The organism is Burkholderia pseudomultivorans, assembly GCF_001718415.1.
GTDB classification, from domain to species: Bacteria; Pseudomonadota; Gammaproteobacteria; order Burkholderiales; family Burkholderiaceae; genus Burkholderia; species Burkholderia pseudomultivorans_A.
Window position 1 is genome coordinate 870,397 of the sequence record NZ_CP013377.1, and the last position, 25,862, is coordinate 896,258.

A 25,862-nucleotide genomic window follows, 5' to 3' on the forward strand; every position below is an offset into this window, starting at 1 on the left:
CGCCCCGCTGTCAGTCGTCGTCCGTCGACGGAGCGGCGACGATATCGCGACGCGCGTTCAAGCGCGATGTGGCGCAGATCGGCATCGCATCGGCCCTGTCAGGTCGTTGGCCTTCGGCACAACGTAGCACTGCGTCGATTCTCAAGCGTGTGTGGTCGAGTTCGAGATCGAATCGGCAAACGCCTCCAACGCCGAGCTCGCACTATCCAGATTGGCCTCGAGCCCGTCGAGGTCGGTTTCGTTCTGCCAACTGTTCAGCAAACCATCGATCAGGATAATGCTCATTCGTGCGACAGGCTCGAGCATGTCGTAGCTCACTTTGGGCACATGCTTGCCGAAGTAAGCGATCGTTCGCTCGACAGTCTGAATGTAGGTTTTCAACGCGAAATCCGGACGATGACGCTCCGCCCACTGGATCAGCTCGGACTGCGCGCGGGCGTACGACGGATTCCGTACGAGCCATTCGACGGTCTCGCGCAACTGCCATCCGGCGAGTTCGCCCAGCGAGTGAAATTCACCATGAGCTGGAATGTCCGTTGCGAGAAGATCGAACAGGGATTCGTAAACTGCGTCGAACAGATCGTCCTTAGTCCGAAATACATAATGGAGCGACGCGAGAGGGCAGCATGCGGCTTGCGCGATGCGTCTCGTCGTGGCGCCAGCGACGCCATGCGCGGCGATGACTTCCACGGCAGCGTCAACAAAATCCTGTCGCCGCATCGCAGCGCGAACTCGTGTCATTGATAAACTCCGGTACCCGAAAATCCTCGTTCGTTCACGTCTTGTGGGTGTGTAGCGTTCATTCGCATTACATGGTCAATTGACCACAACGGTCGTGAATTATGTCGGCTTCTTGAAAGTTTGTCCATGGAAGCGCTGACCAATGGTTTCCCGGATGCCTCGCTTGCCAAGTTGAGTCATGGACGAGAAAGGTGTTCGATTGACTTGGTCACTTGACCTTTCGGAAAAGTAAGCAGCCGAAGATTTGATGTCGATGGAGGTAAACCCGTGGGGACGAGGGGCGTGACGTCGGCCCAGAGGGCGTCTGGTGAGTCGCGCTCGCATGGGAATTGAACTGGAATGCCGGAAGTGGCGCCAGTGGATTCTCTGAGGTGCTGATTACCGCGTCGCGCTTGTTGCGGTAGGGGCGAGCGTCGCGTTTCCGTAACGGGCGTTCGAACAGGGTATGCGCACCGAGTAGCACCGCACGCGACGAAGCCATCAACGTGATGCGTTACGAGCCGAGCAGGCATTCGCAAAGAGGTGATGCGAACCTCGCCGCGGCGAGGCCGATGCAACCCGGTGTCTAGGGGGCAGAAACTGCTTACGGCTTCCGTGCTGACTTGCGAGCGGTCTTCGCGGGCGGACCAGCGTCCGAAAGCGTTGCCGCATAGGCGGCCAGCATCTTGCTCGCATGGTCGACGTCAGCCGCCAGGCGTTTCGAGTCTTCTTGAGCAAACCAGGAAAAAAGTAGCCCGTCCACCAGGACAACGGTCAGCCGCGCGACGGCATCCAGCGCTTTTGCACTGGGACGCGGCTCGGCGGCGGAAAGATAGCCACGCGCGCCTTCCAACGAGATACGAAGGGCCCCCACGGCCACTTCGGGCTGATGTCGCAGTGCCCATGTATAGAGTTCCGACTGGGTTTTTGCGTATGCCGGGTTTGCTTCGAACCAGGCCATCACCGAGCGCAAATTGAATTCCGCGAGGTCAGACAGGGTGCCATGCTCGGGCGCTTCCGGGCTATCCGTGCGGATCAAGTCGATCAAGGACTCATAGACCGCGAACAACAGTTCGTCCTTCGAGTGAAAGACGTAGTGCAGCGAAGCAAGCGGGCAACCCGCAGCTTCGGCGATGCGACGGGTCGTGGCGCCCTTTACACCGTGCTCTGCAATAACCGCGACAGTCGCCGCTACGAGGTCCTGGCGGCGGACTTCAGCCCGTACTCTCTGCATAGGCCAGTGCTCCGTTTGATGTCTTCGTCCTAAGGTGCTACCCACGCCGGGTAGTCGAATCGCTGGATATTAGCATGACGATGAGCGCTATTCCGCGAGCCTCGTAAGGCGTTGCTGCGCACGGATGTGATGTGCGTGGCGCTGCGTGGGAAACGTGACGCCCCCGACGCATGCCCGATGTGACCTTGGTGCCGCATGCCGGGGAGCGGGGCGGTGCGCCACACGGCAATCGGTCGGCATGCGATTCCATCCCGCAGATGGTCGGCTGCGAGCCGGTGTCGATGCAGATGCAGGTCACTCTTTGGGGGGGGGGGGCAGGCGTGATCGTGTGAGTTCGGGGCCGCGCTTTCATGTCGCGGCTAGTGGAAACCCCGTATTCCAAATGTCAATTCGGCGCATAAGACTCGTGCCTGTAGATACATGGTCATTTGATCAAGTCAGTCACTCTGCACCGCTAGCGTGGCTTGAGTCGTTACGTGGTGCGGCGAGTGCGCGGCTCCGGGGCGTGTGTGCCGCTGCAGGTCATGCAAGCGCAACGCAGGGACCGCGAGCACGTGAATACTTGGTACGTGTCTTGCTGTATGGTCATACGACCAAGTCGTTTGACTGTATTGATCGATGTGAATGATGATTGTCTTGCTGCAACGTGGTAGACGACACGAGAGGGTGTACGAATGAGCAACTTGATTGCTGTCTTGGGTCTGGGCGCGATGGGATCCGCGATCGCCGTCTCTCTGATTGAGCATGGCGAGAAAGTCGTCGTCTGGAACAGGAGCTCAGGAAAGGCTCAACGTGTGTCCGAGCTCGGCGCCCGAGTGGCCGACAGTGTGACGGATGCCTGTGCGCAGGCGGATGTCATCGTCGTCGTGACCGCGACACCGACCGACGTCGCGAGCGACTTCGAGGAACTGGGCGAGGGCTTGCAAGGAAAAACGATCGTCAATCTGGCAACGGGGCGTCCATCCGAGGTCCAGGCGCTGGATCGGCTCGTGAGCCGCGTCGGCGCGAAATTCATCAGCGGGACCATCCAGTGCTTTCCGCCCGATATCGGCAGAGAAAGCGCAACCATCCTTTTTGGCGCCGAGGTGAATGTCTGGAACGAAGTCGAGCCCTTCGTGAGAAAGATCGCGCCGCAATCCGTCTACGTCGGTGCACGCCCCGATGTACCGAACGTGCTCGATGCCGGGTTGACGGGAACCTTCGTGTTTGGTGCTGGCGCAGCCTTCCTGGAAGGTCTCCGGTTCATCGTGAATTCGGGCATGTCGATCGACGAGATTCGTGGCTTGATTCCCACTTATATCGCTGGTCAGGCGCGCTTTATCGAAGGCCTGTTCGAATCCGTGGCGGCTTCCGACTATCAACCTCGGGGCGCTAACCTGGACGTATACGCGCGAGCAGTCGCGCTGTTCCAGCAGGCGCAGGAGGACGCGGGGCTGCCGCCGCGAATCCTGAAGGCGTTACGCGAGCGAATCCTGTCATCCATTGCGGAAGGCGATGGTGACCGCGGATACGCTGCTCTTTTCAATCATTGACAACTTGTTGGAGGAAACACCATGTCGTTGCAACGCCTTTCAAGTGATAGCAGTCCTGAAGACCTGGCGAATGCGGTTCGCCAGGATGGCGGTGCGATCGTCAAGAACTTTGTCGGTTCCGACCTGCTCGCACGTATCCAGCGGACACTTTTCGACACGCTCGAATCTGCTCCGAACGGCGTAGACGAATACTTCGCGGGTACACAGACGCGGCGAGTTTCGCGGCTCTTCGCACGCACCGACTGGATGGCCGAGGTCGCTTTGCATCCGCTCTACCTGGGCGCCGCGCGCAGCATTCTGCAGACGCCGATCAAGATCTGGAGCGGCGAAAACCAGGTCGATATTGCACCCGATATTCAGGTGGGCGTGACGCAGGCCATTCAGATTCGACCGGGTCAAGGCCTGCAGCCCTTGCATCGCGACGATTCTGTCTGGCTCTGGCGACACCCGAACTACGGTCGCGAAGCCCGGTTCCAGGTCATGGTGGCGGTATCGGACTTCACCGAGGAAAACGGCGCCACACTCGTCATTCCCGGCAGTCACAAGTGGGACGACGAGCGCATGCCCAAGCAGGAGGAAGCGGTTTCCGCGGTGATGTCCGCCGGCGATGCCCTTTTCTTCATCGGCTCGACCTATCACGGCGGCGGGAAGAACGTCAGCGATGCGCCGAGAACGGGCCTGACGATGTCGTATGACCTGGCGATCCTCCGTCAGGAAGAAAACCAATACCTCACGTTGCCGATCGAACGTGTGAAGCGCTTTCCGGAGGAACTGCAGCGATTGCTCGGCTGGACCTACGGCACCACGTTTGCCGGCTTCGTCGAGCGTAACGGACAAATGTCAGACCCGAACGATCTGCTGAAAATGAAGGATTTCCTCGAGGTCGGTCACTTCGACTGACGGACCTGATGAGCGTTGGAATTACCGCACTTTTTCCCTGTAGAAATTGGGCGGTTCCCATCGCAGAAGGCATCGTAGTCGGTCGGCATCATGTGCGAGCGGGCCGGCGCGATGCGCGTAGGTGGGGCGAAATCGGGGCTTCAGCGCAAGCGAATCGTCGCTTAAAACCTGCTGGAGCTGCCGGTCTTGCATATTCAGGATGCTGCCTGGTGGGCACGTCCTGCTACCTGTTGCCTCGTAGATATCGAGTTTGACCCGTTTCGAGAATTGCCTTGGCCGTCGATATGGCGGTCGGCGAAGCGCGAACGAGCTCGATATCGCGATTTATCGGTCGGTGGAAGCCATCTTCGAAACAGTCCACGTGTGGGTGTGAGCAGCAGGGCGTTCGAGATCCTTCGACGCGCTCTCGCATTCGTGCAAACGGCAAGGAGCGCATCGTGAGTTACGAAATCAAGGGGATCCGTAAAATCGCCCTGCTTTACACGGGGGCCGTGGTATGGACCCCAACCTATCTGCTTCCGTTCAACATCGAGGAATCGATGGCCCGGTTCGGACTATCCGAAAGCAGCGCTGGATGGCTCGCGTCCGCGGTGCTTCTCTGTCTTTCGCTTTCTATCGTCATTTTTGGACGGCGCATGGCGACGTTGAACAAGAGAGCGGGCGCACTGATTGCGGCGGCGCTTGCCGTTTTGTCAACTTGCGCGATGTTTTCGAACAATTTCTATGTATTTGTCGCCGCCAGGCTGGTTCTCGGCGTCGCCTTGGGTGTGAGTTGCGTGTGTGCGTACGGTGTTATTGCGCACGTCAAGCACCCGGAGAAGGTCGCGGCTCAAGTCGCTGTGGCGATGGCCGTCATATTTTCTGTCGCGATGTATGTCGTGCCGGTCGTGAATGCGAAGGTGGGGAGCATCGGCGTGGATGCCGTCCAGCTCGCCATTGTCGTGGCAGCCCTGTTTTTCGGCGCGTTCATGCATCCCGCCGTCAACGCCAGCGAGGAAGGCGTCGCGAAGGATGCGATCAGATCCAGCGACGTCCGCGGGATTCTGGTCAGCGCATTCTTCATCTACGTTTCGCAGACAGCCCTCATGGGGTTCGCCGCGGAGGTCGCGGCAACCCGTGGCGTCGAGGCGCAGCAACTGGGCATTCTGTTCATGATCAATGCCGCCGCTCAATTGCCGGTGGGCGTAGCGGTTTCCTGGTTGGGTGATCGTTGCGGATTGTTCAAGCCGATCGTGTTTGGGCTCATCGTGTTGATCGCATGCAGCCTGGGCATGTATTGCGTGGGCGGTAAATGGGCGTTTCTCGTGTCGACGGCCCTGATCAGCGCCGGTGCGACGCTGGTTGCGCCGTATATGGTGGCGGCGCTCTCAAAAATGGATTCCAGCGGCAGAAGCACCGCGACCTGTGCGTCGGCAATCAATTTGGGCCTGGCAGTCGGCCCCGCGATTGCCGGAACGGTGTTCAGTGTGGCCGGTTTGCGCGCGGTTGGCTGGCTTTCCGTCGGGTTGCTGGTGGTGCCGATTCTGCTGACCAGCGTTGCGATCCGACAGTTCAAGTCGAGACATTCCGAAGCTGCTGTCGCGTGACGCGTGAGGCGGAGCCATCGACAGGCGCTGCGACCGCACCACGCGGCGGGGCTGCTGCCTGACACGGCAGTGCGGAACCGTCCGGTATCGGTCGGACCATTTCGCGCCGGCAGGCGATGCAGGGAATGGCGCGAACGCGGTTGAGCTCAAGCACTAATGAAATTCTCGACTATCACTGGATCTCTTCATGGAAATCAAATTTTACCTTTATTGTCTTGCCGATCTCACCTTGATAGTGACTTCGCTGATATGTGGAGTGAAGTATCTCGTTAAGCGAAATGGTCTGCTCGGGTTCGAGTCGCTGGTCGTGACGTTCTCCGCAACGAATTTGATGATCAATGCTTTGACTGGGAATCCCGCCTTTTTTGAAGTTTCTATTTTTTGCGACGCGTTTTCCAGAGGATTCGGTGTGCCGGTCATCACCATTGCCGCGATGATGGCTGTCACGCACCGATACAAGCCATCGATTTTAGGTGACGTGATGTATGTGGTGGGCGCACTGGCGGGAACCGTTGTTTTGTGGGCAGCGGATTTCATGATCGGACCCAAGCCGTATTTCTATCTGGTGATGTGGTCCTTGTTCTCGCTCTACCTCGTCTACGTCATCAAGAAGTTGATAGACGCGGGAGAGAACCGGAACGCTGCGAGCGTGACACTGGCACTGGTATCCACGCAGATCATCGCGAGTATCTACGACTTCTACCACATACCCGGAGATAGCGACCACATGATTTTCTACACACTCGCCATGTTCTCCTGGTCGTACATGTCCGTCTCACTGTATTTCGCCTATTGTGCTTTGGAGCGCGCCCAGGAGGATGAAATAAAGCTCAATCGACGCTATGCTGTTGGTGCCATGCGTCGACATCCAAACTAGTTGTCGTGCCCGACGAAACGCCTTGATTCACTTATGCAATGGAAAGGGAGAGGCGAAGGAACGTCGCGAGCCGAGTTCGATCTACGTGATGCCGGGCGATGTTGCCCGACGTCACGGTGATGGTGGGACAGTGAGCGGGACTCCGGCTGTTTGCCGGCCGGGGCGTCCCGGAGTCGAAGGGCTTCGGGTTCGAAACGCACAAGACGGAAGGCACATGTCCTGCGGGCCAACCTTATTGGGTCGAGTCGTAATGCTCGATATGGTACAGAACCATGAATCCCGGGCTCAATACGAAAAATATCCCGGCGATAAGCGAGATTGCGATGAATAAGCGCTTCACCATGACCAGCCTCCGTGTTTGATGAGCTGAATTTGAAAGCCATTTTTTGCGAACATCCCGGGAACGCAACGCCATGTTCGTGTTCCCGGGATGAGACGCATTGATTCAAGCGACTTCGAACAAGCCGGCCGCACCCATTCCGCCGCCTACACACATCGAAACAACGACGTAGCGTGCACCGCGTCTTTTGCCTTCGATCAGGGCATGGCCGACCATGCGCGCGCCGGTCATCCCGTACGGATGGCCGATAGAAATGCTGCCGCCGTTGACGTTGTATCGCGCGGGATCAATTCCCAGCTTCTCACGGCAGTACAGCGCCTGGCAGGCAAACGCCTCATTGAGCTCCCATAAGCCGATATCGTCAGTTTTGAGGCCATGAAGCTCCAGAAGCTTGGGGATCGCGTAGATGGGACCGATGCCCATCTCCTCCGGCGCATTGCCGACGACGGTCATGCCTCGATAGATACCGAGAGGGGTGGCCCCGATCTGCTCGGCGGTTTTTCCGTTCATCAGGACGCAGGCGCTTGCACCGTCCGAAAGCTGGCTCGCGTTACCCGCCGTCACAACGCCGCCGTCGATTACCGGTGCGAGCGTGGCCAGCGATTCGAGCGTCGTGCCGGGACGATTTCCCTCGTCCTGCGTGAGCGTGACCTCATGCCTCGACGTCGTGCCGGTCGTTTTGTCGACGACCAGCTTCTGTGTCGTGATCGGAACGATTTCGCTCGAGAAGCGGCCGGCGGCCTGTGCGGCGGCAGTGCGGAGCTGGGAATCGAGTGCGTACTGATCCTGGACGTCCCGAGAGATCCCGTACTTGCGGGAAACGAACTCGGCGGTCTCGAGCATTGGCATGTAGGCCGCGGGTTGCGCGGCCAGCACATTGGGGTCCTCGTCGGCGCGGGTCCACTCGAAGTAGCGCGTTTGTACCGCAGAGATGTTTTCCTGGCCACCCGCCACAACAACCTGCATCCCGTCGCACATAATCTGCTTGGCAGCCGTCGCGATCGCCATCAGGCCAGACGCACATTGCCGGTCGAGTGTTTGCGCAGCGACGCTGGCAGGCAATCCGGCTGCCAGCACGCCGTGTCGGGCGATATTGCCGCCGGCGGTCCCGGCGTTGAGTACCGAACCGATCACGGCGTCCTCGATGCGATCCGGCTCGATGCCGGCACGCAGGACCGCGTGCCGGATTGCGTGCCCGAGCAGGGTAGGCGAGTGCGTGAGGTTGAATGCACCGCGATATGCCTTTCCGATGGGCGTACGTGCGGTGGAAACGATGACGGCATCAATCATACGGCATCCTTATTGATGAGGAGATGGAGGTGAAATAGAGACGTTGAGTCCGGGTTAGAACCAGTGTTCGGGCATGGTGAGCGGGGTCGTCTCCACCGGATCGAGAACGGCGAGCCACGCGGTCACCTTGGGCATTTCCCATCCGAAGAAGTAGTCGCACGCGGCGAGTTTGCCGCGATGAAAGTCGGTTCCCGTCGGGCCGTTCTGGAGCGTGCCGGCCACAATTGCTTGATCGAGCCAAAGCCAGCCGACCACTACATGCCCGAATGCTTCGAGATAGGCAGCCGCATTCGCCAACTGGACATCGGGGTCGTCGAGCTTGTGCAACGTATCGGTGACGACGCGGATGTGCTCCCACGCGCTTTCGAGCGTGCTGGCGTGACGCTGGAGCGACGGAGTCGACCGCACCCTGGATACCGTTGCGGCGATTCTCCTGTCGAGAGTCGCCATGGCGACACCGCCGTTTGAACGTGTTTTTCGACCCAGCAGGTCGAGCGCCTGAATGCCGAACGTGCCTTCGTGTATCGGATTGAGTCGGTTGTCGCGATAGAACTGCTCGACGTTGTATTCGCGCGTGTACCCATACCCGCCGTGAACCTGAATGGCGAGATCGTTGGCGACCAGGCCCCATTGCGATGGCCAGCTCTTGACAACGGGCGTGAGCAGATCAAGCAGGCAATGTGCTTCATCCCGGCCGTCGGCGTCTTCCAGAGAATGGATATCGTCGCTCAGACGGGCCGCGTACAGACACAACGCCAGCGCGCCGGAGACATAGGCCTTCTGCGCCAGCAACATGCGCCGGACGTCGGCATGGCCGATGATGGGAATCTGCCCGGATGTGGGCGACCGGTCGCCGCGTGGCCGGCCCTGCGTGCGGGTCTTTGCGTAATCGAGCGCGTGCAGGTAGCCCGTGTATCCGATCGAGGCCGCGCTGAGGCCGACCGAGATACGTGCCTCGTTCATCATGTGGAACATGTAGGCCAGCCCTTTTCCGGGCTCGCCGACGATCTCGCCGATTGCGCCGGCCTCGCCCTCAGGGCGGTAGCGCCCCTCGCCGAAATTGAGCAGGCAGTTCACGGTGCCGCGATACCCCATCTTGTGATTGATGCCCGCCAGCGCGACATCGTTTCGCGGGCCCGGCAGGCCGTCGGGGCCGATCAACTTGCGCGGAACCGTGAAGAGCGAGATGCCCTGGATTCCCGGCGGAAGCTGGCCGTTCTCGTCGGGAATCTTCGCCAGCACCAGATGGACGATATTCTCGGCAATCTCGTGATCGCCGCCCGAAATCCACATCTTGTTGCCGAACAGGCGGTAGCGGCCGTCCTTGCTCGGGACCGCACGCGTGCGGATATCGGCCAGGCTCGACCCGGCTTGCGGCTCGGACAGGCACATCGTGCCGAAGCATCGGCCTTCCGACATCGCCTTGACGTAATGCTCCACGCGCTCCCGTTCGCCGTGGGCCATGAGCAGATTGGCATTGGCGATGGTGAGAAACGCATAGCCCGCGGTGCCGGGATTGGCGGCAAGCAAATAAGCCATGCCGGCTCGCTCCACGGTGCTCGGCAGACACATGCCGTTCCATTCGGCGGGGAACGATGCGCTGATCAGGCCGGCGTCCGAAAATGCGCGCAGGGCGATTCCGACTTCCGGATTGATGGTGACGCGCTCTCCGTCGAATGCGGGTTCGTTGCTGTCGTTCTTCTTGTTATGCGGCTTGAAGAGATCCGTGGCGAGCGATTCGTAGACATCGAGCACGGATGTGTAGTCGATTCGGTCTTGCCCGGCATATCGTTGCCGGCGAGCGAGAGACTCGACCTGCAGCCAGTCGAAAAGAATGAACTCCACGTCGCGACGGGAGAGGGTGAGTTCGCTAGTCATGGAATAGAGTAAGTTGGCTTCTGCTGCTTTCGTAATCGTCCGGATCTCTTCAATAAACTGAGGGATCCGCTGCGGAGCGCTGTCCGGGATTTGTCATGCAGCCGAATGCTCCTGTGCATTCGCCGAGGTGACGCGGGCCTTGGTGAGTTCGAGATCGCCCTGGGCCGCTCCGGACGAAGGAACAGTCTCGCCGTTCCGGCTCGTGACCTCGTCAAGGCGCTGGGCGAGCTGGTGAACGATCTGGTCGCCAGTTCCGAGATGGATGCCGGGTGTCAGCGTGATATGTGCGGCCTCGAAGCTGCCTGCGCCCGCGCACAAGATCATCCGACTCGGTGCGTCTTCGGCGGCAAGTACCGCTACCGCAGGGCTGACCGACGCAGGCGACAGCGTGTCGAGAGTGTCCGCCGACATCAGGCCTTCGAGCATGCGTGTCCCGGCCGTTGGCGCAAGGCAGTTCACGCGAATGTCGTATCGCTCGCCTTCGATGGCCAGTGTCTGCATCAGGCCTACGAGCGCCATCTTTGCGGCGCCGTAGTTCGATTGCCCGAAATTGCCGTACAAGCCGGACGACGACGTCGTCATCACGATGCGGCCATACCGTTGCTCCCGCATGGTTTCCCACACGGCCTTTGAACAATTGACCGCACCCATCAGGTGCACTTCGATCACCGCACGAAAGTCGTCGAGCGTCATCTTGCTGAAGCTCTTGTCGCGCAGGATGCCGGCATTGTTCACCAGGATGTCGACCCGGCCCCATTGCGAAAGTGCTTGGTCGACCATGCACTGGACCTGTTCGAAATCGGTAACCGATGCGCTGTTCGCGACGGCCTCACCGCCGGCTGCGACGATTTCGTCGACGACCCGCTGTGCGGCCGTGGCAGAGCCGCCGTTGCCGTTCACGTCGCTGCCCAGGTCGTTGACCACGACCTTTGCCCCCAGTCGGGCAAGCAGCAGTGCATGCTCGCGGCCGAGGCCTGCACCGGCGCCGGTCACGATCGCAACACGGTTCGTCAGATCAATCTTCATGGGTTGTCTCGTTGATGGTGATTGTGTAGTGGCTTGCGAATGTGCGTGGAGGAATCCGGAGCGGCATGGCTGGATCTCACGCCGATGCAAGTTTTCTGCTGGTGGCTCACAGGCCGAGGTGCGTTGCAATATCGTCGTAGTCGACTTGCCACAGGCCCGGCGTTCCAGCCGGATATTGAGAACGGAAGCCGATGATTCGCTGGACACGTTTCGACAGGCCTCTCACGATGTCCATATCCACGATGAACGGATACGCTTCCTCCGGGGTCAGGTAGGACGGCTGCATCGGCAGCGTGAGCCCGCGTCGACGCTCGTTTTTCGTCACGTTCGCACCGCCGCCATGGATCACCTTCCCGCTAAACAACAAAGCGTCGCCGGCATCCATCTCGGCGGCGATGGTCATTTCGGGCGTGCCCTTGCTGTTGAAGTAGTCCTCGTCCCAGTTTTGGCTCCCCGGAATAATTCGGGTGGCGCCGTTTTCCTCGGTGAAGCGCGTAAGGGCGATCATCAGGTTGGTAAACACCGTGGGACCGTTGACTCCGAGCGCGCACAGAGGCGGGAAGTTACCGACATCGCGATGCAGCATTTGTGCGGTGTTCCCGGGGCCGATGTCGATCACCTGGGCGGTCGACAGCCACCAGTCGCCGGACTCTTCTCGGTATAGCACCTCCCCGAGTGCATGAAAGAGATCGTCGTCGAGTACGCTGCCAAAGGTCTTGCTGTGCGTGATCATGTTCGTCAGGCGCTTTGTATGCGCGCCGTGGAATTCCTTGATCAACTCATTTTCGTGTGACGATCCTTCGCGAAGCCTCTCGAGCGGACCATCGACCTCGCGATTGATGTTCGCGACCTGTTCTTGCGACAGGTAAGCCTTGATTCGAACTCCGCCGTACTGATTCATCAGCGATACGATCTCTTGGGCACTAGTCGTCTTTGGGACGATGGGGAGAGAGTTCAGATTGTTCAGAATATTTTTGCTCATTCGTTCCTCGAGGCGGTACGCGATAGGTAACGGAGTGCATGCTCGTCACACCCATGTTTCGAGAACTCGAAGGCTACGGCTCGATGCCGGACATGACACACGTGGAATCTGGTCGGGGAGTATCCGGTGATGCGGTGTGTTCCCGGAAATATGATCAAACGATCAAGTCACATGACTTGAAAATTATCACTGTGCGCATCCAGGGTCGATCATGGTTAACCCGTTCGCTTTCCGAATGATTTTTCATTGAGTGATATCGAGCAGCGCCAGCGTGTACGTGGGAAATGAGTTGTTCGCTGAACGTGAAGCAGCGTGCGGATCCGGTGACGGATGTTGGGCGTGTGGCGGTGTCGTTTCGAATGGAAAGACAAAATTTCTCATCCGGCCCCGGTCAAAGATCGACCGGAGCCCGATGGGAGGAGGCGACGGCAAACAGTGCCGGCCGGAATCGAGAAGCTAGTCGCTCGAGTGCGGGAGAGCGGTAGTGAGGTCGTTCAAATGCGCGATTGCTCTTCTCAACAAATTGCAATCTGCATGACCGTCGTCACCGTCATGCGAACACATCGGCAACATACCTGCCATGCTCGCGCTCCATCGTGTCGATCCACGCGTGAGCGCTTTCATCATTCGCGCCGGTTGAGTCCTGGTAAATCCGACCGAGCGTGGCACGTACGGCGGGCGCCATGTTCTTGCCATCCCCGCATACATAAACGGTGGCGCCTTGCGCAAACAGCGCGGCGATTTTTTCCCGCTCGAGCCATACTTTGTCCTGGACGAAGCGAGCGCCTTCCTCCGGGCGGTTGGAATAGGCGGGCATCACTTCGACCACCCCCAAGTTCGCCCACTCTTCGAGCTCATCGCGATAGAGAAAGTCGACGTCGGGGTCATCGATTCCGAAGAAAAGCAACGACGGGCCGACGTTTTCTCCCCGCTGTTTCTGTATTGCACGCTCTTGCAGAAAGCCGCGGAACGGGGCAATACCGGAACCCGCGCAAATCAAGATCATCGGAAGGTTCGATTCGACTGGCGGACGAAAGCGTGCATTCGACGGCCTGACCGAAACGGACACACTGTCACCCGCGTCGAGCCGCGCGAGATACGACGACGCCACCCCTTCGTGACGGCCGTTGCCGGAGAGTGCCGGTGCATCGACTACGGCGACCGTCAGTGTCACGTGATCTGCTTTCCAGAGTGGAGACGACGAGATCGAGTACTGGCGTGCTTTCAACGCGGGGAGCATGTCGAGGAACTTGTCGAACGACAAATCGACGGAGCCGAAGCGTTCGAGCAGATCCATGACGGTGGTTCGTTTTTCCAGAATCTCGTATTCGAAGTCGCCGGTGCTCAGGCGCTCGAGCTCGACCTTCTCGGGCGGACAGCGAGTGGCCGCGGCAAGGATGGAGACTTGCGATCGAGTGGCCGGAACGGCAAGTTCAACGTAGCTCGAAAGCAGCTCGCCGCAACTGATTGCCTGGCCGAGCGGAAGGCGCGGATTGCTCGATGTCCCGTCGATGACCACTTGCGTGTCCCAGCTCAGGCGAAACCGGCGCAAGACGCGATCGACGTTCCGTTTGGAATTGCGAGGCAGAACGGCCAGGTAGTCGCCGGAGCGATAGGTCATCGTCTCCGGTAACTTCAGTTCCATGTGCTTCTTCGACCGGCTTCCCGGCACACTAATATCGACGAGCTCTCTATTGTCGATCACCGTCGCGTGCGTCATATCGTCAACGCTGAGCAATTTCTCGCGAACGTTATTCAGGAAGCTGACGTTGAGTGCGGAATTGCTACTTTGCGCAACCGACGTGTCCTTCCCGAAGCTGATTGCAAAGCGATTCCAGAACCCGGCATACCATCGATCAAACTCGCCAAAGAAGTCACCACCGGAATCCAGCTCGCCTCTGGCGTGAACGCGCGTGGCGCCGGCTTTTTCGAAGGCTGCGTCGACGCGCTTGGGGATCGCCTGATACGTTCTTGCCCACTGCTTGTTGCCGCATCCAAGAACAGAAAATTTGACTCCGTCCAGTGCCCCTTCGCTCATCGCCTCGATATAGGGAAGAAATGCGATTGCATTGTCGGGCGGCTGGCCTTCGTAGGAAGCAGTGACGACTACGATCGCAGGAAATCCGTCGATCTTTCCTGCGAACGCGTCCAGAGGAGCACAGGTGGCATGAAATCCGTGGCGACCGGCGTCGCCTGCAATGCGGCGAGCGAAAGATTCCGACGAACCCGTGTTCCCGCCAAACAGGACCAGCATCTTCGACGCGTCCTTGTCGGAGACCGCCGGAGCCTGATCGACGTTCGGCGTTTCGATGCTCGCACGCACGCGAAGGTTGTCGTTCGATACCTTGCGCACACCTCGCGCCCGTGGCCGCACGTTGATACGCAGGCCGGTGGGCTTGAGCGTAAGGGTTTCGGCGACTTGCAGCTCGTAGTTCGGATCGGCGAAGGAAAAATCGAATCGCTGAAGCAGCATGATCAGGACGAGGTGCGCTTCCTGCATTGCGAACGGTCGGCCGATACATGCGCGTGCGCCATTGCCGAAGGGTTTCCACGAATTCGGCGGAAGTTTTTCCGCATTCTCCGGTTCGAATCGCTCGGGACGAAACGCCTCGACGTCCTCGCCCCAGACGCTTACGTCGCGATGCAACATGGGCGTCAGGATCATGATGATGTCGTTGGGAGACACGGGATACTTCCCGCCGAACGTGGTGTCGGCGAGTGGGGTGACGGCGAAAGCCGGAGCCGTCGGCCAGATCCGCAACGTTTCCATCAGGATTTGTTCGATGTAGCGCAGTCGCGCCAGATGCTCGATCCGTGGCGTGTCGTTGCCGACGACCTCGTCGACCATGTCCCGTGCTCGTTGCAGAACGTCCGGGTTCTTGAGGAGGAAATAGGTGGCAAAGGACAAGAGCCCGCTCGTCGTTTCATGCCCGGCGATGAGGAACGTAATCATCTGGAAGACGATATTCTCGTCATCGAGCTTCTCGCCCGTCACCGGATCGACACCGTTCAGCATTCGGTCCAGCAGGTCCATCGCTTCTTCGTTGTCGTGCGGGTTCTTCCGCCTGTCTTCGATCATTTTGGTCGCGAGCGATCGCATGAGCTCGATGTCCGCGTCGAACTTGCGACTCCGGTTGAGCATCAGCTTCGACACCAGTTTCGGCCGCAACTCGCGCTTTCCCGCCTCGCTGAGGGTATTGACCATCGCATCCACGAACGGATGCTGATCTTCACGGTAGAAGCTATTGAAGCGACAGTCGAACGCACATAAGGCGATCGTGTCGAGCGTCAGGCGAGTCATGTGGTCGGAGACATCGACAGCCGTCTCCGGGCCGAATCGTTCCCAATAGAGAAACATCTGGTCGGCGATGTCGACCATCTTGTCGAACATGGACCAAATGCTGAGTGGGCCAAACGACTGCATCAATACACGATGCGCTTTTGCCCAGTTCGGTTCGTCGCTGAATGCCGTGAATAGGCCATCCCCGATGGCCGGTCTCAGTTCAAGCAGAGATTGGTGTACAGATTTCTGAAACCTGCTTTCGTCGCACACCTCATCGACGAGTGCTTGTCCGCTGACAACGTAGTAACCTTGCCCGAATACCTCGAACCAGTAGACCGGCCCGTAGGTTCGTGCGAGATCCATCATCTTTGCGAGCGGCGATGGCCCGAGGACCTCCATCAGATGGCCGATGATGGGCTTCAGAGGCGGCTGCGGAACGAGGGCGGAGGATTTCATTTCAATAACCTTTCACGAGGACATGTCGAGGCGTCGCATCTCAATCTATTGAACGAATGTAAAATAGACAAAAAGACGTGTCCAGAGCTTTTTATGCCACCTGATGTAAGCCCTAATCCCGCCGATCCACGCTTTCAGAGAAGTTACGATTCCCTCGTCCGTGCCGTGACGGAACTGCTCGACGAGGCGCCCCTGAGCAAGCTCAGCATTGCTCAACTGGTGCAGCGTGCAGGTATCGCTCGTCCCACCTTCTATCAGCACTTTCCCGACCTTCAGGTTGCTGCTCAGCGGGCGGCGTTGGCGAGGCTCGAGAGTGCATTCACGTTCGTCGAGGAGCAGGGCAAGCTGCTGAATCCGTCGAACGTCGCGTTTGTCAAGTCGATGGAAGTGGAAACGGCGCTGATCCTTCAGCATTTGCTGGCCCATGAATCTTTCTATCTGACCGTATTCAACGACGCAGCGACATCGACGTTTTTCGATGACCTCGTTACGTTCGTCGCAGGTCGCATCCTCCCGCCCTATGAAGGAATCCGAACGGAAGCGGAAGGGGATTGCCTGACCGTGTTGGGCGGTGGCTTGGTCTGGACGGCGGTGCACTGGCTTCGCCAGGGTCCCGCGCGCCAGAATCCAGAGGCGATGGCGAAGCGAATGGCCAACACATCAGTGACGATCCTCGACGCTTTCGGTCTTACTACCGGGTTCGCCCAGGGCGACTCAAATTAGTCGAAGGTGGAGGTACGGGACGCGGTCAAATTGTTCCGCTTGTGGCGTTCAAGTGCCGAGTCGAAGTCACGTCGAATACAACGAAATGAATGAAAAATGCGGGGGGGGGGCTTGCTGCAGCAAATGCAGCCCATAGCCCCGCCGCGAGTGCGGATCCTGACCACAACGCGGCTTGCTGCTTGCAACGTGCGCGCCCGTAAGCTTTCCTTGGCGTGCCCAAAACTCCACCGCGTGAGGGCGATAAGGTACGCGATGATTGCAACTGGATTTCTGCATTGCGGATTGGATAAATTTACCGTATGTTGTGGTTTCGTCCTGCCGGTATGTAAATCGGCACAACATCTCGATGTTTGACGGTGCGCCTGGCAAAAATTTTTGAAAATCGACGGGGCGTTGCGTGAGATGATGGAGTGCTACACGGAATATTCAGATGAATTCGCGTGAGGTCGAAATAGTAGCGGTATTGGAAATATGAATATCGAGCTACCAATCAAGAACGCCGCGATTATTATAAGAGACCACCATGCCCATGGACTACGCGCAGTATCAGGAAGAGGTAAAAGCAGATATTGCCAACGTGCTGAAACTTGCAGGCTGCCAGCCGATTCTATTTATCGGGTCCGGGTTTTCGCGGCGGTACGCTGATGCGCCGAACTGGGACGAGCTCCTGAAGAAACTGGCCGAGAATTGTCCAAAAATAGACCATCCGTACGCGTACTACAAGCAGAAATTCCGGGACCAGCCGCGTATCGCGAGCATGTTTGCGCAGGCGTATCGAGAGTGGGCGTGGAGCGAAGGGCGCGCGAACTTCCCGCCGGAATATTTCGATGAGGCGTTCCCGACGGAGGTGTTCCTGAAGCATGCGACGGCCGCTATGCTTCACAACCTGAAGCCGGCGCACCCTGGTCTTAAGGCGGAGCTCAAGGCGCTGCAGGCGATTAACCCGCACGCTATCGTAACCACGAATTACGATGAGTTGCTGGATCCGCTCTTTCCCCAGTACGAAGCAGTCGTCGGACAAACCATTCTGAAGCAGCCGTACCTCTCCATCGGCGAAATCTTCAAGATTCACGGCTCGGTTTCGGATCCCCTTTCGCTCGTGCTGACGCAAGAGGATTACGACGCATTCGAGACGGACAAGAAGTACCTGAGTGCGAAGCTACTGACTTACTTCGCAGAGCATCCACTCCTCTTCATTGGCTACGGGGCCAATGACCCAAACATCCGTAGCGTGCTGTACGACGTTGATCGCATGATTCGAGCAGATTTCGCACTCATCCCGAACATCTACATCCTCGAATGGGACCCTGCGATTGACGAGAACTCGTATCCCGCGCGGGATAGGGTGCTCGCCGTCGGCGAGAACCGAGAGATTCGGATTAAGAGCATCTCGGCGACGTCGTTTGAGTGGGTCTACGAGGCATTTAGTAGCGGTGGAGCGCTTGAGAAGGTGAATATGAAGTTACTTCGGTCACTGCTCGCTCGCACGGTTGACCTGGTCCGCAAGGACGTGCCGACAAAGAAGGTGGAAATCGACTTCCAGACGCTTGAGCACAAGCTACAACAGGGCGACGGTGTTGCAACATTGCTCGGCATTACCGCAATCGGGGACCCAGCGAAGGTCAACCTTCATTTTCCGTTCACGCTGACCGAGGTCGCCGAGCAACTCGGATTTAAAGGCTGGAATGCTGCGCATCGCCTTATAGAGCTCGTGGAGGAACAGACGGGCTTCGACCTCAAGTCTTCCGATAACACATACCACATCACAATGCGCACTGGGAAATCCAGCAGCACGAACAAGTATTCGCAGGCATGTGTCGACTTGTTGAGAGCGGCGCTGAACGGGGAGCCATATAAGTTGGCGAAGGATTGCATAGTGGAGGCGGCGAAGGCTGCATAGGCAGCAGGTTCCGCATACAGGTGAGCGCATGGGCTGTATGAGCGCCATTCGGGGTGTCGACTGACGTCATTGGCAGTTCGTGCGCGATGCTCCGTACGAGATCGGGGTTTCAGGTGTTGCAGAGCAGTTCTCATGTAAATGCCACAAGGAGCGCTACTATGAAACAACCAGGACTTGATGGTCGCCATCGTGACAAGGATGAAAAATCGATCTCAAGCACGGCAACACGATGAACAAAAACCTGGGCAACCCCATCCCGGGTTTCGGGCCGAATGCAACGCTGAAGGAGATGCGCGACAAGACGGGCAAGGTCAGTGAGAAGGATATCCGAGCCGTAATGGTGAAGAAGCGCGGGGGATGAGGCGCTAATTCACGCCCGCGATAGACACGGGTCCTGTCGCGGTATTTCTGGATTGCCCTCGATCCGTCTCAGACGCGTTGTACGCGAATCGACCGGCGCGACGTCGCCTGTCTCCTATAACTTCACGGCACCATTTCTCTAGTTCAGATGCGCCGGCAAACGGCCTACTGCGCTCCGCACGCTTCACTTGCTGGAACAGGCCGCCGCAGAGATTTACAGAAGTCCTCTGATGGGAAAGCAGTTGCGGCAGCAATACATCACGGCGGGCATGGGCTCGCCGCCCATCTGACACATGATCAAACGACTGAAAGGAAATTGTCGGGTTCGGGCCCGATAGGCGGGCAGATAAATATTATTATCGGTCCATCATCATTTTTGCTCTAAACTGGCAATCATGAAAACGCGTGAGGCTCTTCCCGTCGACGGCACGGGCCCTGAGTTCCCGAACGAAGCGGAACTCGCCGCATTGCGCGGCTGGTACGCCGGCCTGGACGCACGGACTGCCGTTGCCCGCTACCTGGGCGACCGCCGGCAAGCCGGTGTGTCGTCGCGCGGTATCCTCGGCCGTATCCGCCGGCAACTCGTCGCGTTCGCCGTGCAACGTCACCGCGAGGACCTGGCTGCCGTCTTCATCGACCGCCCGTCGAAAGCGTCGGCCGACGGGGTAGCCCGTGCGATTGAAACGCTGCGCAATCTACTCGTGCCGACCCCGGTGATCACCGATACGCTCGAAGCCTGGTTCCCGCCGCGCATCGTCGCGGCGCTGCAGGCCCATGACATCCGGACCCTGGCCGACCTGACTGTGCGGATTCCGCGGCGACGGCGCTGGTGGGCCGCCATCACCGGACTCGGCATTGCCAGCGCGCGCCGCATCGAGGCGTTCTTCGCCGCCCATCCGGCGCTGACCGAACGCGCGCGGGCGCTGATTGTCGTGGCGCCGACGGGCAATATCGTGCCGTGGGAGCAACTGCGCGTGCCAAACGAGGTCGACGGCTCACATGGCCACTTCCGGGCACCGCAGGCGGCCTGCCTGTTGAACGCGTCGAACGACTACGAGGCGATCCGGTCCTGGCTAGCGTTGCATGAATCGGTCGCCACCCAGCGTGCCTATCGTAAGGAGGCGGAACGCCTGATCCTTTGGGCCATCGTCGAGCGCGGCCGCGCGCTATCGTCGCTCAACACTGACGATGCGATTGCCTACCGGGGCTTCTTGCGAAAGCCGACGCCGCACGAGCGTTGGGTCGGCCTGTCTCGGCAACGACACAGTATCGAATGGCGGCCGTTCACCGGTCCGCTCTCGGCGCGCTCAGCGGCATACGCACTGAACGTCCTGTCGGCGCTTTTTCGCTGGCTGGTCGAACAGCGCTACGTGCTCGCGAATCCGTTCGCTGGCGTCAAGGTCAAGAGTCAAGCGCAGCGTACAGGATTGGATGTGTCCCGCGGCTTCTCGGAAGGCGAGTGGCTGCTGATCCGCACGCTCGCTGACGGCCTCGAGTGGTCATACGGCTGGAGCATACCGGCCGCTCAGCGTCTGCGGTTCTTGTTGGACTTTGGCTATGCCACCGGTCTACGCGCGAGCGAATTGGTCAGTGCAACGCTCGGAGACGTCCGTCGCGACGAGCACGGCGATCACTGGCTGCATGTGCTCGGCAAGGGCGGCAAGCTAGGCAAGGTGGCGTTACCATCGCTCGCCCGGACCGCGCTTGACCAATATCTCATTCAGCGCGGGCTGCCGGTCACGCCGAGTCGCTGGAATCCGGGGACGCCGCTCGTGGGTAGCCTCGACGAGGACGGGGCCGGCATCGAAAGTACACGGCTTTGGCGTGTGCTGCGCAGGTTCTTCGTGCTGGTGGCCGACGCGATCCAAGACGAGCGCCCGGCGACGGCCGACAAGTTGCGCCGCGCGAGCCCCCATTGGATGCGGCACACGCACGCGTCGCACGCGCTGGCACGTGGGGCCGAGTTGCTCATGGTCCGCGATAACCTGCGCCACGCGTCCATCTCGACGACATCAACCTATCTGCATAGTGACGAGGTGCAGCGGGCCCGCCAGTTCGATCAGGCGTTCAGCGCAGCGGCTTTCAAGCGGTAGTCTGTTCGCGCATTCCGACGCAGACTCTGAGGGGGATTAGTTCGTGAGACGCCTTGGAATCATAGGCGACCGGGCTGGTCTTGCCCGTTGCCTTTAACACTAACCGACTGGGACATGATGCTGGATCATCCACGGTTGAACTCGCAATCGAAGTCGCTAGCATCCTTGGGAGAGGGGCGTTAGATTCGATGACGCGCCGCGTGACAATTTGCACGCGCATCATGCAGCGCGTGATGCCGGCCACCATGCTCGTTGAAATAGACCTCCATTTGTTGCTGGTCCAATGTGTCGCTACCGAGATAGCACGCCTGCCAGCCCGACGGTACGTCACCGAGCAAATCGACCATCAATTCCCAGTCGCCGCCATAGTCGAAACACAGCATTCGCGGTTCGCTCTCGATGGCAAACTGATCTAACCAGGATAGCAATGCGGCACGCAATCCCTCGCGTGTAAACACCCTGCCCGGGTACTGTCCAAGCTGAGGCAGGATCGCTGCCCGTACAAATTCGCTGCAGCTTCCCCGATCGAAATCCGACCGCTCCCCATAGAATTCACGGCCGTCTGTGGCCACGAGTGCAATGCTGATGAGGTCACAGTTCAGAAAATCCGTGAACTCGGTGTCCACAAAGAGGTGCAATGACATCGCGAATTTCTCCACTGGCCTGGCGTCAGTGTGCAGACGCTAGCCAGGCTGTAGTTTTGCGGAAAATACCGTCGCCAAGGGCCGTATGTGACCTTCCACGGTAGCACGCGTTATCCGGAGCGTTCCTGCCTTAATGTCAGGAAGGGCGGGTCTAGCAGGGAAGCGAGCGAATTTGAGGCTTGTGCCTGCCGCCGCACGCAGAATTGGTGCAATTTTAGTTCCTTTCGAGCAGGAAGCGCGTAACTTTAGTTCCAACGGCGGTATGACGAATGGACCTTGATTTTCGACCGCTGTGCCAGCGTCCGTCGTATTCTTTACTGCTGTCGCCTCTCGGTACTTAGACTTATCGCATCGCACATAGCCGCCGCAACGGCGTGTGAATCGTGCCTTGATCTGATTACTTGCGCCAACCGCATAGCCAGGACGGTGCGCCGCCAATCTAGCTTTTCTTGCGCGGTCGAGTTTGACAGCCCAAGTTGCTCCAATAGTGCGAAATGTTAAATCGCACCAAAACCGCCTGAAAAGAGCGCAACTTTAGTTCGTCGGACTCCGGGACAACCCCTCGCACATCCCCTCACTTGCATCCGTGAAATTGCCGTGCTAATTTTTCATGAAATTAATTGGCGAAAATTTCACGGGAGCCCGCATGTTCATGCAGTCCGACCGTCACGTCGCAAGCTACTACGCCGGCACCTACCCGGCGCCGATTCCGCATCGGGCGGCACTGGACGAACGCCTCGACGCCGACGTGCTGGTCGTGGGCGCAGGCTTCAGCGGGCTGCACACGGCGCTGCGTCTCGCGCTGGCGGGCAGGCGCGTGGTCGTGCTCGAGGCGAGCCGCGTCGCATGGGCCGCGTCGGGCCGCAACGGCGGACAGGCGCTGCTCGGCTGGTCGTGCGACATGCCGCCGATCGAGGCGGCGCTCGGCCGCGACGGCGCGCGTGCATTGTGGGACAGCATGCGCTGGGCCGCGGCCGAAGTGCGCGAACTGCCGCAGCGGCACGGTTTCGACATCGACTACCGCCCTGGCAGCCTGTGGGCGGCGGTGCGGCCGCGCCGCGTCGCGATGCTCGCGCAGGCGCGCGACGAGGCGGCCGAGCGCTGGGGCTACGACCGGCTGCGCGTGATCGGGCGCGACGAGATGCCCGAATGGATCGGCAGCCCGCGCTATCTCGCGGCGCTGTACGACCCGGAGGCCGGGCACCTGAACCCTTTGAAGCTCGCGCTCGGCCTCGCGCAGGCGATCGAGCAGGCAGGCGGCCGCATCTTCGAACAGAGCCGCGTGCTCGACTATCGCGAGACGGACAGCGGCTACGTGGCGCGCACGGCCACCGGGGAGGTGCGCGCGGACGTGCTGGTGCTCGCGTGCAATGCGTACGTCGACCGGCTCGATTCGGAACTGTCGCGCCGGATGCTGCCGGTCGGCACCTACCAGGTCGCGACCGTGCCGCTCGCGCCCGACCTCGCGCGATCGTTGCTGCCGCAGAACAGCTGCGTGATCGACAACCAGTTCGTACCCGACTACTTCCGCCTGAGCCCCGACAACCGGCTGTTGTTCGGCGGCGGCTGCACGTATCTCGGCGGCATTCCGGCCGATATCGCGGAAGCGACGCGCCGGCCGCTCGAACGGGCATTTCCGCAGTTGCGCGGCGTGAAGCTCGAGTTCGCCTGGGGCGGCCATATCGACATCAGCATGCGCCGCACGCCCGACATCGGGCGTCACGGCCAGCGCTTCTGGCTGCAGGGATTTTCCGGGCATGGCGTATTGCCGACGCTGGCCGGTGCGCGCGCGGTCGCCGACGCGGTGCTCGGCGACGATCGCCTGCTTGCGCAGTACGCGCGCATCCGCAACCCGCGCTTTCCCGGCGGCGACCGGCTCGCCGCGCCGCTGGAAGCGCTCGGCAAGGTTTGGTACCGTTTGCGCGATACCGTCTGACCGCACCGGAAACCATCATGAACGAACAGGAAGAGATAGAAAGTCTGGCGATCCTGATCCGCGACCTGCGCAAGCATCGCAAGGTCACGCTCAACGACCTCGCGGAGCGGATCGGCCGCTCGGTCGGCTTTCTGTCGCAGGTCGAGCGCGGCCTGTCGCGCCCGACCGTCGCGGATCTCACCGCGATCGGCGAGGCGCTCGGCGTGCCGACCACGTATTTCTACAGCCTGAGCAAGCCGCGCAGCGTGCCGTGGGTCACGCGGCCCGACGAGCGGCGCACCGTGTATTACGCGGCCGGCATTACGGACATCCTCGTGTCGCCGAACATGCGCGCACGCTTTTCGATCCTCGAGAGCCATCTCGCGCCGGGCGCGAGCAGCGGCGAGCGGCCGGTCGACGACAGCGACGAGCAGGGCGGCTTCGTACTCGAAGGCGAGCTGACGATCTGGATCGACGGCGACGACACGCCCGTCACGCTCGGGCCGAACGACGCCTTCCAGCTTCCCGCGCACAAGCGGTTTCGCTATGCGAACCTCGGCGACCGGCCGGCGCGCGTGATCTGGGTATTCACCTGAACATCGCGTAATTCGGGCGGCCGGACCGGCCGCCGTCTCGAAGCAGAAGTCTGCAGTACTGATCGAGGTGGGACGTGCGGCGCAGTGCATGCCGCACGACTTCGGTGTCGCTGCGCGGCACCGTCATACAAATGGAAAGGATGAGACATGGCAGACGTCGTTCCCGCGCTGATCGATGAAGTCCGCGCATTCCGGCAGGCGCACCCCGAGATCCGTTACGTCGACCTGATCTGCCTCGACCTGCCCGGCCACTTCTACGGCAAGCGCTATCCGATCGATGCGCTCGAGAAGGTCGCCGCGGGCTCGCTGCTGAAGCTGCCGCAGAACTGCGTGCTGCTCGGCACGCAGGGCGGCCTCTACAAGATCGGCGACTACTGTTTCAACGACGGCGACCCCGATGCGCCGCGCCGGCTGATTCCCGGCACGCTGAAGCCGGTGCGCTGGGAGCGGCAGCCGCTCGCGCAGATGCTGATCAGCTCAGACGGCACCGATGCGCCGATCGAGTTCGAACCGCGCGAAGTGCTCGCGCGCGTGCTGCGACGGTTCGCGGCGCGCGGCATCCGGCCGGTCGTCGCGTTCGAGCTCGAGTTCTACCTGTTCGCCGCGCAGCTTGCGGACGGGATGCCGCAGTATCCGCGCGACCGCCTGAGCGACGACCGCGATGACCAGCCGAACATGCATATCGAGCGCCTGTCGCGCTTTTCCGACGTGCTGCACGAGATGGTCGAGGCCGCGTGCGAGCAGGGTGTCGATGCGACGGTGATCACCGCGGAACTCGGGCCCGGCCAGTTCGAGATCAACTTCGGTCATACCGACGACGGATTGCGCGCGGCCGACTGGTCGGCGCTGTTCTGCCGCAGCACGCGCGGCGTCGCGCTGCGGCACGGCTATCGCGCGAGCTTCATGGGCAAGCCCTACCTGCATGCGCCGGGCAGCGGCATGCACGTGCACGTGAGCCTGTACGACGATGCGGGGCGCAACCTGCTCGCCGCGGACGGGCAGCGGCCGCTGCGGCACGCGGTGGGCGGATGCCTCGCGCTGCTGCCGCACTGCATGCCGGTGTTCGCGCCGAACCACAACGCGTTCCGGCGCTATGGATCGATGGTGAATGCCGCGAGCCGCGCGAGCTGGGGTTTCGAGGATCGCGACGCGTGCATCCGGATTCCGGAGTCCGACGCGCGCAACCTGCGGATCGAGCATCGTCTTGCGAGCGCCGACGCGAATCCGTATCTGGTGCTCGCCGCGATCCTGAGCGGCATGGAGCACGGGCTCGAGGCGCGCATCGAGCCGATCGCGCCGCTCAACGACGATCGCGGCAGCGGGATCGATTTCCCGAAGGAGATGCTGTCGGCGGTTGCGGCGATGCAGGATCACGCCGCCGTGCGCGACGGTCTCGGCAGCGAGTTCGTGATGGTCTATTGCGAGAACAAGCGGCAGGAGGAACTGGATTTTCGCAACGAGATCGGCGCGCGCGAGTATCGGTGGTTTCTGTGAGTCGCGACGCGACGAGGCCGGCATGATGCCGGC

Annotated in this window: 19 protein-coding genes; 11 read left to right on the plus strand and 8 right to left on the minus strand. The window is 60.2% G+C overall.

Annotated elements, in window-relative coordinates; genetic code table 11:
* Positions 1-141: 141 nt before the first annotated feature.
* Both WS57_RS03655 and WS57_RS03660 read right to left on the minus strand, forming a co-directional pair.
* Entirely contained in the window at positions 142-741 is a 600-nt protein-coding gene (locus WS57_RS03655; protein ID WP_034202086.1) for a TetR/AcrR family transcriptional regulator, read from the minus strand.
* Between the two features lie 583 nt (positions 742-1,324).
* On the minus strand, positions 1,325-1,954 hold the full coding sequence (locus WS57_RS03660; RefSeq protein WP_034202087.1) for a TetR/AcrR family transcriptional regulator: 630 nt from the start codon (positions 1,952-1,954) through the stop codon (positions 1,325-1,327).
* 674 nt (positions 1,955-2,628) lie between these two features.
* On the opposite strand from WS57_RS03660, the gene WS57_RS03665 reads away from it, so the two are divergent.
* The 4 genes from WS57_RS03665 to WS57_RS03680 all read left to right on the plus strand — a co-directional run bounded on the left by WS57_RS03665 (position 2,629) and on the right by WS57_RS03680 (position 6,849).
* A complete protein-coding gene (locus tag WS57_RS03665) occupies positions 2,629-3,486 on the plus strand; it encodes an NAD(P)-dependent oxidoreductase (protein ID WP_081051666.1) in 858 nt (285 codons plus the stop codon).
* 21 nt (positions 3,487-3,507) lie between these two features.
* Positions 3,508-4,386 (plus strand): phytanoyl-CoA dioxygenase family protein, encoded by an 879-nt coding sequence (locus WS57_RS03670; RefSeq protein ID WP_006498951.1) that lies wholly within the window; start codon positions 3,508-3,510, stop codon positions 4,384-4,386.
* A gap of 437 nt (positions 4,387-4,823) precedes the next feature.
* Complete coding sequence (locus WS57_RS03675; RefSeq protein WP_059468325.1) at positions 4,824-5,972, plus strand: MFS transporter; 1,149 nt, start codon at positions 4,824-4,826, stop codon at positions 5,970-5,972.
* Between the two features lie 187 nt (positions 5,973-6,159).
* Positions 6,160-6,849 carry a hypothetical protein gene (locus WS57_RS03680; protein ID WP_059468326.1) on the plus strand — a complete coding sequence of 230 codons (690 nt, stop codon included), beginning with the start codon at positions 6,160-6,162 and terminating at the stop codon, positions 6,847-6,849.
* A 445-nt stretch (positions 6,850-7,294) separates the two neighbouring features.
* Here the strand turns inward: WS57_RS03680 and WS57_RS03685 are convergent, their stop codons facing one another.
* From WS57_RS03685 to WS57_RS03705, 5 genes are all read right to left on the minus strand, one after another.
* On the minus strand, positions 7,295-8,479 hold the full coding sequence (locus WS57_RS03685) for an acetyl-CoA C-acyltransferase (RefSeq protein ID WP_059468327.1): 1,185 nt from the start codon (positions 8,477-8,479) through the stop codon (positions 7,295-7,297).
* A gap of 54 nt (positions 8,480-8,533) precedes the next feature.
* Positions 8,534-10,357: an acyl-CoA dehydrogenase gene (locus tag WS57_RS03690; RefSeq protein ID WP_059468328.1), complete on the minus strand. Its 1,824-nt coding sequence runs from the start codon at positions 10,355-10,357 to the stop codon at positions 8,534-8,536.
* A 93-nt stretch (positions 10,358-10,450) separates the two neighbouring features.
* Complete coding sequence (locus WS57_RS03695; protein WP_059468329.1) at positions 10,451-11,383, minus strand: SDR family NAD(P)-dependent oxidoreductase; 933 nt, start codon at positions 11,381-11,383, stop codon at positions 10,451-10,453.
* Positions 11,384-11,489: 106 nt separating this feature from the next.
* Positions 11,490-12,365, minus strand: coding sequence for a phytanoyl-CoA dioxygenase family protein (locus WS57_RS03700; protein ID WP_059468330.1), 876 nt, complete (start codon positions 12,363-12,365; stop codon positions 11,490-11,492).
* Between the two features lie 550 nt (positions 12,366-12,915).
* Positions 12,916-16,104 (minus strand): cytochrome P450, encoded by a 3,189-nt coding sequence (locus WS57_RS03705; RefSeq protein ID WP_059468331.1) that lies wholly within the window; start codon positions 16,102-16,104, stop codon positions 12,916-12,918.
* Between the two features lie 165 nt (positions 16,105-16,269).
* On the opposite strand from WS57_RS03705, the gene WS57_RS03710 reads away from it, so the two are divergent.
* The 4 genes from WS57_RS03710 to WS57_RS03720 all read left to right on the plus strand — a co-directional run bounded on the left by WS57_RS03710 (position 16,270) and on the right by WS57_RS03720 (position 21,180).
* Positions 16,270-16,827 carry a TetR/AcrR family transcriptional regulator gene (locus WS57_RS03710; RefSeq protein ID WP_059468332.1) on the plus strand — a complete coding sequence of 186 codons (558 nt, stop codon included), beginning with the start codon at positions 16,270-16,272 and terminating at the stop codon, positions 16,825-16,827.
* Between the two features lie 523 nt (positions 16,828-17,350).
* Positions 17,351-18,727, plus strand: coding sequence for an SIR2 family protein (locus WS57_RS03715; RefSeq protein WP_059468333.1), 1,377 nt, complete (start codon positions 17,351-17,353; stop codon positions 18,725-18,727).
* Positions 18,728-18,956: 229 nt separating this feature from the next.
* Complete coding sequence (locus WS57_RS38165) at positions 18,957-19,088, plus strand: hypothetical protein (protein ID WP_257785788.1); 132 nt, start codon at positions 18,957-18,959, stop codon at positions 19,086-19,088.
* 394 nt (positions 19,089-19,482) lie between these two features.
* Entirely contained in the window at positions 19,483-21,180 is a 1,698-nt protein-coding gene (locus tag WS57_RS03720; protein ID WP_059468334.1) for a phage integrase family protein, read from the plus strand.
* 179 nt (positions 21,181-21,359) lie between these two features.
* On the opposite strand, the gene WS57_RS03725 is transcribed toward WS57_RS03720, so the two are convergent.
* Complete coding sequence (locus tag WS57_RS03725) at positions 21,360-21,824, minus strand: 3'-5' exoribonuclease (RefSeq protein ID WP_059468335.1); 465 nt, start codon at positions 21,822-21,824, stop codon at positions 21,360-21,362.
* A 646-nt stretch (positions 21,825-22,470) separates the two neighbouring features.
* On the opposite strand from WS57_RS03725, the gene WS57_RS03730 reads away from it, so the two are divergent.
* The 3 genes from WS57_RS03730 to WS57_RS03740 all read left to right on the plus strand — a co-directional run bounded on the left by WS57_RS03730 (position 22,471) and on the right by WS57_RS03740 (position 25,829).
* A complete protein-coding gene (locus WS57_RS03730) occupies positions 22,471-23,760 on the plus strand; it encodes an NAD(P)/FAD-dependent oxidoreductase (protein WP_069243765.1) in 1,290 nt (429 codons plus the stop codon).
* A gap of 17 nt (positions 23,761-23,777) precedes the next feature.
* Positions 23,778-24,335, plus strand: a complete 558-nt coding sequence (locus tag WS57_RS03735) for a helix-turn-helix domain-containing protein (protein WP_009688584.1) — start codon at positions 23,778-23,780, stop codon at positions 24,333-24,335.
* A gap of 147 nt (positions 24,336-24,482) precedes the next feature.
* Positions 24,483-25,829 (plus strand): glutamine synthetase family protein, encoded by a 1,347-nt coding sequence (locus WS57_RS03740; protein ID WP_009688585.1) that lies wholly within the window; start codon positions 24,483-24,485, stop codon positions 25,827-25,829.
* Positions 25,830-25,862: the final 33 nt, after the last annotated feature.

Bases quoted from the DNA above. Each gene is read 5' to 3' on its own strand.
- WS57_RS03655 (WP_034202086.1), bottom strand. From the start codon at position 741: ATGACACGAGTTCGCGCTGCGATGCGGCGACAGGATTTTGTTGACGCT.
- WS57_RS03660 (WP_034202087.1), bottom strand. From the start codon at position 1,954: ATGCAGAGAGTACGGGCTGAAGTCCGCCGCCAGGACCTCGTAGCGGCG.
- WS57_RS03665 (WP_081051666.1), top strand. From the start codon at position 2,629: ATGAGCAACTTGATTGCTGTCTTGGGTCTGGGCGCGATGGGATCCGCG.
- WS57_RS03670 (WP_006498951.1), top strand. From the start codon at position 3,508: ATGTCGTTGCAACGCCTTTCAAGTGATAGCAGTCCTGAAGACCTGGCG.
- WS57_RS03680 (WP_059468326.1), top strand. From the start codon at position 6,160: ATGGAAATCAAATTTTACCTTTATTGTCTTGCCGATCTCACCTTGATA.
- WS57_RS03685 (WP_059468327.1), bottom strand. From the start codon at position 8,479: ATGATTGATGCCGTCATCGTTTCCACCGCACGTACGCCCATCGGAAAG.
- WS57_RS03690 (WP_059468328.1), bottom strand. From the start codon at position 10,357: ATGACTAGCGAACTCACCCTCTCCCGTCGCGACGTGGAGTTCATTCTT.
- WS57_RS03695 (WP_059468329.1), bottom strand. From the start codon at position 11,383: ATGAAGATTGATCTGACGAACCGTGTTGCGATCGTGACCGGCGCCGGT.
- WS57_RS03700 (WP_059468330.1), bottom strand. From the start codon at position 12,365: ATGAGCAAAAATATTCTGAACAATCTGAACTCTCTCCCCATCGTCCCA.
- WS57_RS03705 (WP_059468331.1), bottom strand. From the start codon at position 16,104: ATGAAATCCTCCGCCCTCGTTCCGCAGCCGCCTCTGAAGCCCATCATC.
- WS57_RS03715 (WP_059468333.1), top strand. From the start codon at position 17,351: ATGCCCATGGACTACGCGCAGTATCAGGAAGAGGTAAAAGCAGATATT.
- WS57_RS38165 (WP_257785788.1), top strand. From the start codon at position 18,957: ATGAACAAAAACCTGGGCAACCCCATCCCGGGTTTCGGGCCGAATGCA.
- WS57_RS03720 (WP_059468334.1), top strand. From the start codon at position 19,483: ATGAAAACGCGTGAGGCTCTTCCCGTCGACGGCACGGGCCCTGAGTTC.
- WS57_RS03725 (WP_059468335.1), bottom strand. From the start codon at position 21,824: ATGTCATTGCACCTCTTTGTGGACACCGAGTTCACGGATTTTCTGAAC.
- WS57_RS03730 (WP_069243765.1), top strand. From the start codon at position 22,471: ATGTTCATGCAGTCCGACCGTCACGTCGCAAGCTACTACGCCGGCACC.
- WS57_RS03735 (WP_009688584.1), top strand. From the start codon at position 23,778: ATGAACGAACAGGAAGAGATAGAAAGTCTGGCGATCCTGATCCGCGAC.
- WS57_RS03740 (WP_009688585.1), top strand. From the start codon at position 24,483: ATGGCAGACGTCGTTCCCGCGCTGATCGATGAAGTCCGCGCATTCCGG.